General features: G+C 48.1%; 6 protein-coding genes. 4 read left to right on the forward strand and 2 right to left on the reverse strand.

Annotated features, from left to right (window positions below):
- Window position 1: 1 nt before the first annotated feature.
- A complete protein-coding gene (locus J2X75_RS05240) occupies window positions 2-2,956 on the reverse strand; it encodes a Na+/H+ antiporter subunit A (RefSeq protein ID WP_310336658.1) in 2,955 nt (984 codons plus the stop codon).
- A gap of 301 nt (window positions 2,957-3,257) precedes the next feature.
- Between J2X75_RS05240 and J2X75_RS05245 the strand changes: the two genes are divergently transcribed.
- Together J2X75_RS05245 and J2X75_RS05250 are read left to right on the forward strand one after the other, a co-directional pair.
- Window positions 3,258-4,898, forward strand: coding sequence for a sensor domain-containing diguanylate cyclase (locus J2X75_RS05245; protein WP_310334740.1), 1,641 nt, complete (start codon window positions 3,258-3,260; stop codon window positions 4,896-4,898).
- 72 nt (window positions 4,899-4,970) lie between these two features.
- On the forward strand, window positions 4,971-5,492 hold the full coding sequence (locus tag J2X75_RS05250) for a hypothetical protein (RefSeq protein ID WP_310334742.1): 522 nt from the start codon (window positions 4,971-4,973) through the stop codon (window positions 5,490-5,492).
- A 100-nt stretch (window positions 5,493-5,592) separates the two neighbouring features.
- Here J2X75_RS05250 and J2X75_RS05255 read toward each other — a convergent pair whose 3' ends face one another.
- On the reverse strand, window positions 5,593-6,732 hold the full coding sequence (locus J2X75_RS05255) for a GGDEF domain-containing protein (protein ID WP_310334743.1): 1,140 nt from the start codon (window positions 6,730-6,732) through the stop codon (window positions 5,593-5,595).
- A 232-nt stretch (window positions 6,733-6,964) separates the two neighbouring features.
- On the opposite strand from J2X75_RS05255, the gene J2X75_RS05260 reads away from it, so the two are divergent.
- Together J2X75_RS05260 and J2X75_RS05265 are read left to right on the forward strand one after the other, a co-directional pair.
- Entirely contained in the window at window positions 6,965-13,675 is a 6,711-nt protein-coding gene (locus J2X75_RS05260; protein ID WP_310334744.1) for a DUF7507 domain-containing protein, read from the forward strand.
- On the forward strand, window positions 13,672-15,360 hold the full coding sequence (locus tag J2X75_RS05265; RefSeq protein ID WP_310334745.1) for a DUF11 domain-containing protein: 1,689 nt from the start codon (window positions 13,672-13,674) through the stop codon (window positions 15,358-15,360). Before J2X75_RS05260 ends, J2X75_RS05265 begins: the two co-directional genes overlap by 4 nt.
- The last annotated feature ends 122 nt before the right edge of the window (window positions 15,361-15,482 follow it).

The raw sequence follows: 15,482 nt of genomic DNA on the forward strand, positions 1-15,482 counted from the left end.
ATCAGCGATCCTCCCCGATCTGTAGAATGATGGTCATGGTGACACCCAGGACAGCGAGATACACGCCAAGATCAAACAGCATGGCCGTGGCGAGTTCTGTTTCTCCCAGCAAAGGAAGTTCGAAATAACCGAAGGTTTGGCTTAAGAATGGAACTCCGAATATAAATGAACCTGCACCTGTCAGTAACGCTATACCCAATCCGATCCCTGTTAGAACACGGAAGTCAACGGGTAACGCTTTGCGTATCGTATCCGTACTGAATGCCAGGGCAATCAATACGAGTGCTGCCGCTGTTACCAAGCCGCCGATAAAACCTCCGCCCGGATTGTGGTGTCCTGCAAAGAACAGGTGCATGGCAAATGTCAGAATGATGAACACAACGACCTTGGTGGTCGTTTGCAGCAATACATCATTACTCTGCAAGGGTACAGTATCCCAGGAGGATGAGCTCCGTTCCCGGTTACCATACTTTTTCGTATTGTCCGCTTCATCATCCAGAGCAGGTTCGGAATCCTGACTTTCGTCCTTCTTACGGAACTTCAAGCGAGCTCCCAGATCTTTTGCTTCGAGGTTCAGATTAATCATGGAGTAGATGGATAATGAAGCAACGCCAAGCACCATAATCTCCAATAACGTATCGAAGCCACGGAAATCAACCAATAAGACGTTCACGACATTTTTACCACCCGCAGACTCATACGCTTCCTGAAGGAAAAAGGTAGAAATGCTGTCCAGTGATGCTGTTCCGCTTGCAGCTAGAGCTACAAAGGTCATCACAACACCGACTGCAATCGCTACGATCATATTTACCGTGAGATAACTGCGGCTTGATTTGCCACGTTGCAATTCAGGCAGATGGTAGAAGCAGAGCAGGAACAATGCAACGGATACGGTCTCAACAATCATCTGTGTCAATGCCAGATCCGGCGCCCGGAAGAGTACAAACAGCAGGGTTACGATGTAACCAACCGCGCCCGTCATAATGACTGCCGACAGTCTGTTTTTGGCAAAAGGAATTGAAACCGCAGCACCGATGAGCGTGACCAGCAGAACGACCTCATAAAATGAGAAAGGTGCATTGCCCTGCAGATTCCAGGTGATATTCTCTCCTGAACGGAAGAAGGCATAGACCAACAAGGCGACCGTGAATGAAAAAATGTAAACCAGATAATTACGGACCGAGCCATTCATATAGGCTTCCGTCCATTTGCGTGCATAATGCTGGAGATTATCCAATACAACATGGTACATATTGTTAATGGTTAATCCTTGTGGATAGTGCTCATAAATATTCCTCCATCGTGGCAACAGCTTGTAGAGAGTGATTCCGAGAATCACAACTCCGATCGTCATAATCAGTTCCGGAGTCCATCCATGCCACAGGGAGAAATGTACATCGAAGCGCTCATTCCCATCTAAGAGCGATGGAAGCACAGCAGCCATTGCCGGTTCAATCAGTGATCCGGCCAGCAGATTCGGGAAAAGTCCGAATACAACGACAAGAACACCTAGAACAACGGGCGGAATGAGCATACCAGCGGGCGCTTCGTGCAGCTTCTCGGCAGGGATCTCGCTTTGGCTACGACCGAGGAATGTTTTGAACACGATAATAAGCGCATAGATCAGGGTAAACACACTTGCAAGCCAAGCCAATATTGGCAATAGAACACTCCAGGACCCAAGTCCAAAGATTCGCAGATGCGTGACTTCGACCATCGCCTGGAAGAATAACTCCTTGCTCAGGAATCCGTTGAACGGCGGTATACCTGACATAGCAAGTGATCCGATCAATGCTACGGTGAATGTAATTGGCATGAATGAAGCAAGTCCACCAAGCTTTCGGATGTCACGTGTACCCGTTTCGTGATCGACAATGCCTACGACCATGAACAGAGCGGCCTTGAAGGTCGCGTGATTAAACAGGTGAAGCAGTGCAGCGGTTATTGCCACGGTGTACATCGCAGAGGATTCGCCATATCCGAAGTAGAGAGCAGCAGATCCAACCCCTAAGAGGGACATGATCAGACCAAGTTGAGAGATGGTCGAATAGGCGAGAATCGCTTTGAGATCGTTTTTTTTCACCGCCAGGAATGATCCATAACACAAAGTTAGAAGACCAACGCCGGTTACGAGCCAGAACCAGAGTCCCTGTCCACCAAAGATCGGTGTAAACCGGGCCACAACATACAGTCCGGCCTTGACCATTGTGGCTGAATGCAGATAGGCACTGACAGGTGTAGGAGCTTCCATGGCATCCGGCAACCAGATATGGAACGGGAATTGAGCTGACTTGGTGAAAGCCCCAATCAGGATCAAGACAAGTGCAGGCAGAAACAGTGCGCTTTCCTGAAACTGACCCAATCCTGTAATGGTTGCACGAATACTGAATGTGCCGGTAATGAGATACATCATCATGAAACCGGTAAGCATGGCGAAACCGCCAAATACCGTAATCAGGAAAGATTTTTGTGCTCCTGAAGTGGAAGCTTTACGTTTGTAATGAAATGCAATCAACAGGAATGACGCAATACTGGTCAATTCCCAGAATCCGTAGAGCACGATCATATTATCAGACAGCACCACGCCCAACATGGCTCCCATGAACATCAACAGATACAGGTAGAAACGGTTCAGCGCTTCTTTCATATCCATGTAGAAGATGGAGTAGAGAACAACGAGGACACCGATTCCGGTGATTAGCAGTGTCAACATGAGGCTCAGACCGTCCAGATACAGGTTAAATCCAATGTCCAGTGAAGGAATCCATGGGATATTTCCGGCTACGGTATTGCGCTGTGACACAGCGGGTATGAGACTCGCAAAGTATACAAATAATAGTGCCGGGACAAGGAGAACCGGCCATCCCAAATGTAATTTACGGAAGAAACGATGCAGCATGGCAAGAAGAATGCCAGCGGCAAAAGGCAGAATAACAGCAACATGAAGCAGGCTCAACATTACACCCCCAATGTTTAGTATTTCGATTACTCTCTCTGTGACATACAGGCGCATGATCCTTTGAAGGATATGCTTGCTCTCTATATTCATAACCCAAGTATGTATATACAGAATCGTGTCTATTCTTTGAATGGAAGAAACACGGTGAAGATTTCAGTATAATATTGTATGGGCATGTATAATAAAAAAACACACAAGTTCCGATAAATATGAAAACGATTAGGTGACATTCCGTGTACTCTTTACAGCATAGTTATGTTGAAAAGCAAGATGGTTTCACCGTGTAATGGAGGAAGTAATGTCATTCAAAATTAGAACTGTGCTTACAGTCATCTTTGCTGTGTTATCCTTGCTGGTTACCCTGACGATTGGGTCTATTTTTAGCCAAAAGTCATTTGTTGCTGTCGAGACTGAGATTGGTCACTCGCTTACAGGCACGGCCTCACAGGCTTCGGACAAGCTGGATCGATTCATGTCCGCTCGCGCGGGTGAACTGGACCTGCTGGGCCGAATGGCTTCGTTGGAAGATGGATTTCAACCTGATGAGATTCAGATGCTGCTGGATCAGTTACAAGATAGCTTTCCCTCATTCTCATGGGTTGGATTCATGGACCCGAAGGGAAAAGTGTTAGCTGCCACGGATGGTATCTTGCTTGGGGAAAATTTATCAGAGCGACCTGTGTATCAGGAGGGAATCAAGGGTAAATTCATTGGAGATGTGCATAATGCAGTACTTCTTGCCAAGCTGCTTCCGAATCCAACGGAAGAGCCGTTGCAATTTGTCGATATCAGTTTTCCGCTGAAGGATAGCAAGGGACATATTCAGGGTGTGCTCGCTGCACATTTAAGTTGGGAATGGGCGAAGGAAGTCGAAGAGTCCGTGCTTGCCCCATTGAAAAGGGAAGAAAAAGACATTGAGTTCTTTATCGTAAGCAAAAAGGAACGTACAGTGCTGCTGGGGCCGAAGGAATGGATCGGTAAACCGTTGGCATTGCCCGGCATCGAAGAGGCCCAGCGCAACAAAAGCAGCTGGTCCATTGAAGAGTGGCCAGATGGTAAGGAATATGTGACAGGATTTGCCTACAGCCAGGGTCATCAGGATTATCCCGGATTAGGCTGGACCGTAGTCATTCGTCAAGTCAAGTCGACTGCTTTTGCTTCTGTATTTGACCTGATGTGGTTTAATGTGTGGGCGGGACTTGCCGTTACCGTGCTATTTGCACTGATTGGCTGGTTTGTCTCACGTCTGATCTCTGCCCCACTTGTGCGTCTTACCAGAGTAGCCAATCGACTGCGTGCAGGGGAAGAGCTTGAAATTCCTGCGATTAAGGGGATAAAGGAGATTGAAGTGTTGTCCCGTTCGCTTCGGGATATGCTGACCTCTCTTATGAATAAAAACTCGGAACTGGTCGTGATGCAGAATCTGGCGCATTTTGATCAGTTGACTAGTCTGCCGAATCGCACTGCCCTAGAAGTGTATCTGGAGGAGTCTCTGGAGACTGAAAGTGAAAATCACACGCTGACTTTTCTCTATCTGGATCTCGATGGATTCAAACGGGTCAACGATACACTTGGACATCAGACTGGAGATGTGCTGCTACAGAAAGTGGCCCAGCGACTGTCTGCTCTTGGTCAGGAGAAGGGTATAACGGTCCGATTGGGCGGAGATGAATTCCTGATTGTACTTCAGTCTGTTGGAAGTCATCCGAGGGAAGAAGCCATGGCTTATGCAGAAGCCATCATTCAAAGTCTGAACAAGCCGTTTATTATCGAATATGAGCGAATTCGAATTGGATGTAGCATTGGAGGTGCTGAATATCCAACCAACAGCGACAATCCAAGTGAGATTATCCGGATGGCGGACGAAGCTTTGTATGAGTCCAAACGTGCGGGCAAGAACAGAATGACATTTTATTCCGAGTTGAAGCAGGATCGTTAGCGTATAATAACATTAGCTGGGTTTATCCCAATCACCTTTGTACGAATGTGCGTATAGACAAGGAGGGGTGAAATGTCTGGAAAATATACAACTGTACCTTACGGTTATGAAACACCTGCGGCCAGCCGCAAAGGCACACTGACTTTTTATGACTCGTTTGAACATGTGACCGATGAGCAACTTGAACGCGCCGCTGCAACGGCGGACACCCGTTCATTCATACAGCTTGTGCTGTATCCTTTACACGAGAGCACGTTTAAACGAATGAGCAAGGATACGATACAGGCATATTACAAAAGAGAAGACCGCCTGCATGATTGGCGGCGGGAACATCCAACTTCACGTATACGTGTGGAGGGGCTTGAGGGCAAGAGAAAGAAATATACGCCTGTGGATAGCGCGCTGCGCCATATCACTGCGGAATATCCAGCCCCTCATTTTCTTTATTTGACGATAGAGATGGCAAATCTGTTTGCTTCATTTGATTCCTTCAAGGATTGGATCAAGGAGCTGCGTCTCATCATTGACGGACCATCAGGTGATCTTCATCCCAGGCTGGAGCAAAATCGTCATCGCTGGGAATGGGCGGAATGAAAAATAACGTATGAGAGCATCAGCCTGCTGATGCTATGCAAACCCAAAAAAAGTTGTGTTGTACAAACCGGGATTCCGGTGTACAGCACAACTTTTTTATTTATATTTTCTCTACGAAGGACGAAGCCAGATCAAGTGATGTTACGGTTTTATTTTTACCTGTTCGTTTGGCGGCATACAGACAGGCATCCACTTCCTCGAACAATTTGTCTTTGGTTAGATTGGGACTGTAGCTTTTGAGACCGATACTCACCGTGATGGAAGCTCCTTCAAGTTCCAGATGGCCCATCAGGGCAATCTTCTGACGAATCTGTTCCACCAAGGCATAGGCCTGCTCGAAAGATTGCTCAAACATCAATAAGGCGAACTCTTCGCCCCCGTACCGTGCTGCAATATCACTTGAGGTAATGGTTTCCTGAATGATCAGGGACACTTTCTCCAGAATGATGTCTCCAACCCGATGACCATACGTATCATTAATGGATTTGAAGTCATCAATATCGATCAGGGCCAGATGCAGACTCATGCCACTGTTGGCATACTCAAATGCTTTTTCATAATAATCCTTGAATGAGCTTTGATTATAAAGGTTGGTTAAACCGTCTGTTTTGGACTGTTTGGTCATGATGGCATTTCGCACAATAAGGTCCTGCTTGGCAAGCATGCTGGCCTGAAGATCATCAAGCACCTCAACGCCGCTGGTTACGATAACCTGTGCTACATATGTACCTAGGATTAGAAAAGCAGGAATGGATACCATGTCAAATGAAGACAGGTACAATCGGTAGGCCGGATCGAACAAAACTAGAAGGTAACCAGTCATCTGCATCAGAAAGACAATCCAGACTCTCTTTTTACTGAAGAACAGCACCGAAGCAAAGATGGGCAACAGACAGATTGCTAATATAATCCGAATGTCATAATTGACATGAATAATCGTCCAGGCGATAACCGTGCTGGCTATAGACATGGTGTAAAAGGAATATGAACTGAAGCGCTGATCAACCCAACTTGCGAACAAAATGCATGAACTGCTGACGGCCGTAGGCCAGAAAAGCACATTCATCAAGAAATCTATCGGTGTGCGATCATACTCCAGAAACAGGAAACAGCCAATCTGAATGGCGAAATGTGCAATGATGACTATCCAGTAGGCATGGAGCATTTTTTGAATCCATTTGGAATGTTTGAACTCGTACTCTGTTGGAATGTGGCTATTGTGCGTATGGAAACCTCTCATATATCACCGCTGACTGCATCATAATGGTACGACAGAATTACTCTCGTATAAGATAATTATAAATCACAATGAACAAAACGCAAATGTATTTAACTGTTATGTGAGAACAAGACTCACATAAGTTTCGAGTTGTCACAAACTTTTTATGGAGGACAAACAAAACTCAACAATACACTCATAGACTATATACATGGCTCCGTTCCATATGTAGGAAATCATTGATGAAGGGGAGGTGATCTTCATTCCTCTTGTCGTTCGTTCAACCGTTAATGCTACGGGAGCAATTACGTTTACAGGAAATACGCTTGGACTGAGTCGTTCGGAAACAGCGGGGGTACCCGGAACACAGGACAGTATTGGCGGTTTTATCACAACCAACACCAGCCTCCAGTACGGCACCTACCCACTGGGAACTACAAGCTTGTATCAGAGCAACAGTTCAGCAGCTATTCTTACACTGCCTGCTGGAAGTACCGTTCTGTATGCAGAATTGATCTGGGGCGGCAGTTACATCAATGGTACGGTCAATCTGAGTGCTGCCATCAACAATCCGGTTACGTTTATTACTCCAGCAGGGACTTCCAGTGTAACCCCTGATCCACTTACCTATAATCAATTCGATCTGGGGAATAATGCTGCTGGATATGTCCGCTCGGCCAATGTAACGACATTAGTTCAGAATGGTGGGGCAGGTACATACATAACCGGAGCCGTGGTAGGGACTATTGTTATTACAAATGATTCCACGGCCAATCATGCGGGATGGACACTTGGGGTTATCTATCAGAATCCCAATCTCCCTTTTCGCAACATGTCTTTGCGTGCAGGCGGTGTACTTGTTCAATCCACTTCACCACCGGTCGTAACGACACTGACAGGATTCGCAACCCCACTCTCTGGTGTACTCGGAGGAAGAGCGCTGTTCAGTGCGCAGGAAGGTGATGCGAATCGAACAGGAGATCAGGCATTATTCGGGCCAACCTCAGCTACATCGGTTGCTTTGTCCGGGCCCAATAATCTGGCTGCGAACTTTTTTGCTTCTCAGATTAACGGAGATACCGGAGCGCTTAATACAACCGGAACGTTTGGGACACGAAATCAGATCAACGGGGCTCCAGGTACCAATATTATCGGTGGACGTCAAGGCTGGGATATTACCAATGTGGATGTTTCTGCAAGACTGATCAATAACCAGTCATCTGCGGTGTTGACATTAACGACCTCGGGGGATGCCTACATTGTCAACGCCAATGCAATTCAAGTTGATATTAATGCGCCCAAGATCACATTGGCTAAGGCAACGGTCGCCGCCGGTGCAGTTGCCGGGGATAGTATTCTATATTCGGTTACCGTTACCAATGCAGGCACTGCGAGTGCGGCAAGTGTTGTTTTATCCGATTCACTTCCTGCAGGGCTTACCTTCATTCCAGGGAGTGTAACAGTCGCAGGGATACCCCGCCCAACCCTCGATGTGACCGCAGGCATTCCGCTGGGTTCGTTAACTTTATCCAGCAGTGTTGTTGTAACCTATCGAGCACTCATCGGTCAGGATGCAAGCATCCTGCAACTGGTGAATTCGGCCAATGCAGCCTTTACATTTCAAAGTGTAGCAGGGGGGCCAGTCATTACCGGAGTTATTCCGTCCAATAACTCCACCCTTACTGTTTATTCGCCAAACCTGTCCATTGTGAAATCGGCGAGTACCACCAATGCCACGGTGGGTGACCTGGTAACCTATACACTCCAAGTGAACAACGGAGGAAATGTTGCTGCCAACGTTACATTGAGGGATAACATACCAAGTGGTAGCTCATATGTAGCAGGCAGCTTTCGTCTGAATGGAAATGTGATTGCTGGCGCCAATCCAGTTACCGGCGTTAATCTGGGGAGCCTCGCGGCAGGAAGTGCCAATACCGTGACCTTTCAGGTGCTTGTAACAAGCTTGCCGACACCGCCGACTCTTGTGGATCAGGCTACGGCTTCTTATTCCTTTAATTCACCTGATGGTCGGACGATCACGGGAAACATCGCCTCGAATACCTTAACGATCCCGGTAACATTGCCCAATGTGACCACGGTAAAATCAGCATCCGTTACCGATGTTGCAGTCGGGGAGACCTTCACGTACACCGTAGTTACTACCAACAGCGGTATTCAGGTGATTAACAATGTGGTACTTACAGATGCGCTCCCTGCCGGAACAACCTTTGTTTCTGGCAGTGCAACCGTAAGGGGAACTGTCGTACCGTCTGCGAATCCGAGCAGTGGCATCTCTATTGGGACGTTGGCGGCCGGAAGTTCTGCAACGGTGACGTTTCAGGTGAATGTGCAGTCTCTGCCTGCTTCAGGTTCTTTAGTTAATCGAGCGGTAGTGTCCTATAGCTCTGGTTCTTTCACGGGCATTTCCAACTCCAATTCCATTACAACCCCTGTATACCAAGCCGTTGTCGGTATCAACAAGTCGGCAAGCCAAACCAATGCGACACTGGGGGATCAGATTGCATACACACTTGCGGTCACGAACAGTGGAAACATAGCGACTCAAGTGAGTGTGACCGATACGATTCCAGCGGGGCTGACGTTTGTCCCGGATTCGGTAACCGTGAATGGTACTGCACGTCCTGGAACCAGTCCATTAACCGGAATAACACTGGGCAGCCTCCTGCCGGGAGTTACGGCTACGGTGGTGTTTCGCGCTACACTCACCACACTTCCGACTCCCCCGACACTGGAGAATCAAGGGACTGCAAGTTATACGTACCAGCTTCCAAGTGGACGGAATCTCTCAGGCAGCAGCTTATCCAATATCGTTCGTATATCTGCATCGGCTCCCAATATTTCTATTAGTAAAACAGTAAACACACCGGATGCGACAGTAGGAGATGTGCTTACGTATACCGTTGTTGCAACAAACGCTGGAATTAGTGCAGTACAAAATCTGGTGATTTCGGATGCACCATCCGGCTCTGAATTTGTCCCGGGTAGTGTCACGATTAATGGATCTGCTGTTACCAGCGCAAGCCCCGTTGCGGGAATCGCAGTGGGTACATTGAATAGCTCAAGCAGTGTAACAGTGACCTATCAGACCCGAGTGAATTCCGTTCCATCCACGGGTTTGGTTAGTAACCGGGCCAATGCAGCATTTACATCAGGCAGTTTTAACGGTGTTTCTTCTTCCATATCGGTAAATACCCCCATATTTCTGCCAGTGATTCAAGTGGTGAAGTCAGCAAGTACAACAAGTTTGACGGTAGGAGATACGTTTAATTACACCATCCAAATTAACAATACAGGTAATATAGCTGCAACGGTTACCTTGACAGATCCCATTCCAGCAGGAGCAGTATTCAGCACCAATAGTGTCATTATTAATGGCGTACCTACACCTGGGGTCAGTCCGGAGTCGGGAATCAGTCTAGGAGAGATTGCTGCGGGCTCAGGTGCAACGGTCACCTTTGTTGCGACGGTTACCAGTTTGCCAGATGCAAGGCAGTTAATTAATCAGGCGGTTGCTTCGTTTGCCTACACACTTCCAAGTGGGAGAACGATTGCTGGTCTCTCGTCATCAAACACCATCACTATTCCAGTGTCTCTGCCCAATGTTACGATTGTCAACAGTGACAATGTAGAGTACGGCGTAGTCGGGGATGTCATTCGATACACATCTGTTATTCGTAATAACGGCACAGTAGCTGTTAATAATGTGGTATATGTCAATCCTCTTCCTTCGAATACCCCATTTGTACCCGGAAGTGTCATTGTGAACGGGACTTCGTTCCCGCTCTCCAATCCGACCGCCGGCATTCCAATCGGTACGTTGGCTCCAGGAGCCGAGGTTACCGTAACTTTTGAGGTGACGATTACCATGCCGATTCCTTCGCAGATTAACAATCAGTCGACGGTCAGCTTCACATCCGGTTCATTTTCAGGGTCATCATCGTCCAATACCACTCAGACTCCGGTCATACAACCGCAGATTTCACTTGTCAAAACGGCAAATACCGTAAATGCGACCGTAGGTGATACGGTTGTATACACGGTAACGGTCAGCAACACAGGCAATCTGGAGGCAAATGTTACCGTGACAGATACCATTCCTGCTGCGACTACTTTAGTACCCAACAGTGTGGTTGTATCCGGTGTGCCACAGCCAGGAGCGACGCCAGCAGCAGGCATTCCGGTAGGTATTGTAGCAGCGGGGGCGACGGCTGTTGTCACGTTTGCCGTTGTTGTGGATTCACTTCCATCTCCGCAGCAGCTTAGCAATTTTGCTACATCATCCTTTACATTTACACCTCCAGATGGGCGGACGTTGACTGGCTCAGCCACTTCGAATACACTCACGTTCCCGGTCTCGTCACCAAACGTCGCTGTTGTCAAAAGCACAGCTTCCACTGCGGCTACGGTAGGCGATACGGTGACCTATTCCATTCTGGTGACCAACAGCGGGATTGCACCGGTGAACAATATTCAGTTTTCGGACCCGATTCCAGCCGGAGCCTCCTTTGTTACAGGGAGTGTCACAGTGAATGGGGTTGCGCAACCTGGAGCCAATCCGGCAGGTGGGGTATCTCTTGGGACATTGGGGCCCGGAACGTCCGCAACGGTCACGTTCAGTATCCGTGTCGATGTGATCCCGCCAAGTGATCAGTTGAGCAATCGCTCTACGGTCAGTTTTACCTCAGGTACATTCTCAAGCACAACCTTTTCCAATACCGTGGTCACTCCGGTGTACCAACCTATTCTTTCAGCGCAAAAAACAGCCAGTACACAAAATGCTACCGTTGGGGATACGGTCAGCTACACGATAACCGTGAACAATCAGGGAAACTTTGGAGCCCAGATTAACCTGACAGATAACCTTCCAGCCGGAACCATCCTTGTTCCAAATAGCGTTATTGTAAACGGTCAACCGCTGCCAGCAGGAAATCCAGCAACGGGCATCCCCGCAGGCAATGTGGCTCCCGGAGCTACCACCACCATTACCTTTTCAGTGGTTGTTGATACGCTGCCAAGTCCGCAACAACTGGTGAATCAGGCTTCTGTAGCTCTATCATATACATTGCCGGATGGGCGGAACATCACGGAGTCTGTTCTATCCAATGTGTTGACCATTATCGTATCGGCACCGGATGTCGATGTCGTCAAATCCACAACTTCAACGGCGGTATCAGTTGGTGATATCGTAACGTATAGCATAGCTGTAACCAATAACGGAATTGCAACGGTGAACAATGTGGTTTTCACGGATGCAGTGCCGACAAGTACTGTTCTTGCGCCAACCGGCGTGTTTGTCGATGGTGTTCTGCGCCCTGGTGCCAATCCTTCTACGGGAATAACGCTTGGTTCCATCGCACCTGGTGTTACGGTAACCGTTGTATTTAGTGTGCAGGTCACGGGGCTCTCGGCAAGTGCAGTGTTAAACAATCAGTCCACGGTCAGCTTTACATCAGGGGCTTTCTCAGCGACCACATTCTCCAATACGGTTACAACTCCGGTCTTTCAACCTATTCTGGCTGCAGTCAAAACGGGAGATCAGACGGTAGCCACAGTAGGGGATACTGTTGTGTACAGCATCGCCATTACCAATACCGGGAACTATGGGGCATCTGTCACGTTAACGGATACCATTCCGGCAGGAACAGAGCTTGTTTCAAATAGCGTTATTATTAACGGGGCTTCTGCACCAGGTGCAGATCCGGCTTCGGGTATTCCGCTTGGTGTCGTTTCCACAACAACTCTAGTTACCTTCTCCGTTGTGATTGTGACGTTACCATTGAGCCAGTCCATTATCAATCAGGCTTCTGCGACATTTTCGTATACATTACCTGATGGAAGAACACTTGGAGGCACGATTACATCCAACGCACTTAACATTCAGGTAACTGCTCCGAACGTGAGTGTAGTCAAGACGGCTTCGGTAGTCGATGCCGTGGTAGGCGACACGATTGTGTATGAAATGGTTGTGACCAATGAAGGGATTGATCCTGTAAACAATATTGTGTTAACTGATCCTATCAGTCCAGCCGTAACATTTGTTGCTGGCAGCGTCCTGGTAGATGGTGTTCCACGGGCCTTGGCAAACCCGGCGCTGGGCATAGCCCTTGGTAGTTTAGCCCCTGGAGCATCGATAGCGGTATCGTATGCAGTACTGGTCAATACACTGCCAACACCACCGGAAGTAAGCAGTCAGTCTTCCGTAAGTTTCACATCGGGTGTTTTCTCGGGAGCAGCGTATTCCAATACAGTTGTAACACCAATCTATCAGCCGATTATTGCCGTAACTAAAACAGGGAGCACCTCCAATGCAACGATTGGTGACACCATCATCTATTCTTTCACCATCAACAATAGTGGAAATCTTGCAGCCAACTTGACCTTAACGGACAATATACCGGCTGGAGCCGTACTGCTTCCCAACAGTGTTCTGATCGATGGTGTTCCACAACCAGGAGCCGACCCGGAATCAGGGATTGTGGTTGGTACGATACCGCCTGGAGGATCGGTGAACGTAACGGTTACGCTTGAAGTTACGGTGGATTCATTGCCTCAGAATCAGCAACTGATCAATCAGGCCACTGCCAACTATACATTTAGTCCGCCCGATGGCCGTCTGTTGACGGGGACCGTATCTTCCAATGTTCTGGTTATTCCAGTATCTGCACCAAATGTTGTTGTTGCCAAAAGCACAAGTGCCATTGATGCTGTTGTTGGCGATGTAATCACCTATACGGTTGTAGTAACCAATAGCGGCATTGAAGTGGTGAATAATGTGGTCATGGTTGACCCGGTACCTGTCGGTACAGTATTTGTGCCAGGAAGTGTTACGGTGGATGGTGTGCCAAGACCAACAGGGAATCCGAATACAGGCATCACGCTTGGTTCGATTGCTGCGGGTGCTTCCGTTACGGTTACATTCAGAGTAGAGGTTGTGGTGATATGAGCCAATCTTCCGGTCCGTTGTCCCACTGGCTAAAGAATCAGTCCCTGGTTCGATTCAGCTCGGGTGCGACTGAACTGGAACAGGTATCCTATTCGAATACGGTTGTAACACCATGGATCGGCCCCAGGCTTGAAGTCAGAAAAGTGTGCAATGTCACAGAGGCTGCCCTGGGGCAGTCTCTTATCTACCGTGTTGAAATTGTTAACACCGGAAATCTTCCGGCACTAGTGCACCTATTGGATCAGCTATCTGCAGAGACGGCACTGCTTCCCAACAGTGTATTGCGTGATGGTATTCCATTACCGGGAGCATCACCGGAGAGAGGATTGCCTCCAGCTGAAATCGCGCCCGGAGCCACGTTGCGATACCACTTCCAAGTTGTAATCTTGCGATTACCTGAGGCACTGAAGCTGCTGAATCAGGCACAGGTTAACTATGAGTTTTTGACACCGGAGGGCAGAACGGTTACGGGTATGGAACAATCCAATATCGTGGAGGTCAATCTGGTCTCATCCCGGCTGGAGATCTCCTTTCAGGCGGATCACATCTATACCTTCTCAGGGGATATTGTCATGTACACCGTCATCGTGAGCAATCCGGGTTTTATTGCAGCCACGCATGCCCAAGTAACGATTTCTTTGCCACAAGGTATTGTTTTTATACCTGCGAGTGTCATCGTAGATGAAATGTTTGCGCCACAAGTAACGCCTGATACGGGCATACAACTTGGAGAGATTTTGCCCGGAAGCTCAATTCGGATACAATATCGGGTTCAGGTTATGGGGGAAAGCGATGCAAACGGAATAAGTGTAGCTGTACTGGCGTATATCTCGGCAGGACAGCAGGAGACGGTCTACTCCAATCAGGTTACTTTGGAAGTTATACAGCCCCAGGTCTCTGTGTTGAAAAGTGTGCTCCCGGTAACGGCCACATTGGGTGATGCCGTCCAATATAATATTACCGTCTCCAATGCAAGCAGTTATGCGGTGGATGGAACTCTCCTGGATGTACTGCCAACAGGTGTGACATTTGTCGAAGGCAGTCTGGGCTGGAATGGGGTTAAACGTCCCGGAACCAATCTTGTTAAAGGGCTTAATCTGGGGACATTGACAGCCCGGTCGGTTCTGAATATTCAGTTCGAAGCGAAACTTCCAGATCGAGATGAATCGATGCCTGATGACTACAGGTATGTGAATCATGCTAGCCTGATGTATACATTTCGATTGCCAGATTCACGATCAGTGCAGCGGATGATTACATCCAATGAAGCTGTGGTCGAATTGAAAGCGCCGATAATTCAGGCTTATGTTCAAGTGACACCCACATTGGTCGAGCAGGGAGGTACCGTCACTTTTCAGGTACGTGTGGGGAATACGGGTAATTTGCCGGCACGTGTACAACTTGGGAGCATTTTACCTGAGGGTGCCAGATGGCTTGGGCAAGCTACGGGTGAGATCCAATTGAGCATACCAGAGTATTCCACACCACGGGTTCTGCATGTGGGCGTGATTGAGCCTGGAACGGAAAAGAACATCTCGTATGTAGCGAAGTTAGCTTCTGAGAAGACGGGGACGCTACAAGGAGCCTTGATTGCTAGGTACACGTATGAATGGAATGGACAAAAACGGGCTGGCGAAACCCGATCGAATGAGTACAGCATCATTGTGGAGTATGGAGAAGAATAGGAGGTATCACGGTTAACGGTCACTTGCCTGAGGAATTTGTTCATTCTGGATGCCATGAGATTACACGAACGTAAATGAATGGTATACTAATTGAATATGAACTCGGCAATCAACCCGTGGAA

It is taken from the genome of Paenibacillus sp. 2003 (genome assembly GCF_031455635.1).
GTDB classification, from domain to species: Bacteria; Bacillota; Bacilli; order Paenibacillales; family Paenibacillaceae; genus Paenibacillus; species Paenibacillus amylolyticus_B.

Bases quoted from the DNA above. Each gene is read 5' to 3' on its own strand.
- J2X75_RS05245 (WP_310334740.1), top strand. From the start codon at position 3,258: ATGTCATTCAAAATTAGAACTGTGCTTACAGTCATCTTTGCTGTGTTA.
- J2X75_RS05250 (WP_310334742.1), top strand. From the start codon at position 4,971: ATGTCTGGAAAATATACAACTGTACCTTACGGTTATGAAACACCTGCG.
- J2X75_RS05255 (WP_310334743.1), bottom strand. From the start codon at position 6,732: ATGAGAGGTTTCCATACGCACAATAGCCACATTCCAACAGAGTACGAG.
- J2X75_RS05265 (WP_310334745.1), top strand. From the start codon at position 13,672: ATGAGCCAATCTTCCGGTCCGTTGTCCCACTGGCTAAAGAATCAGTCC.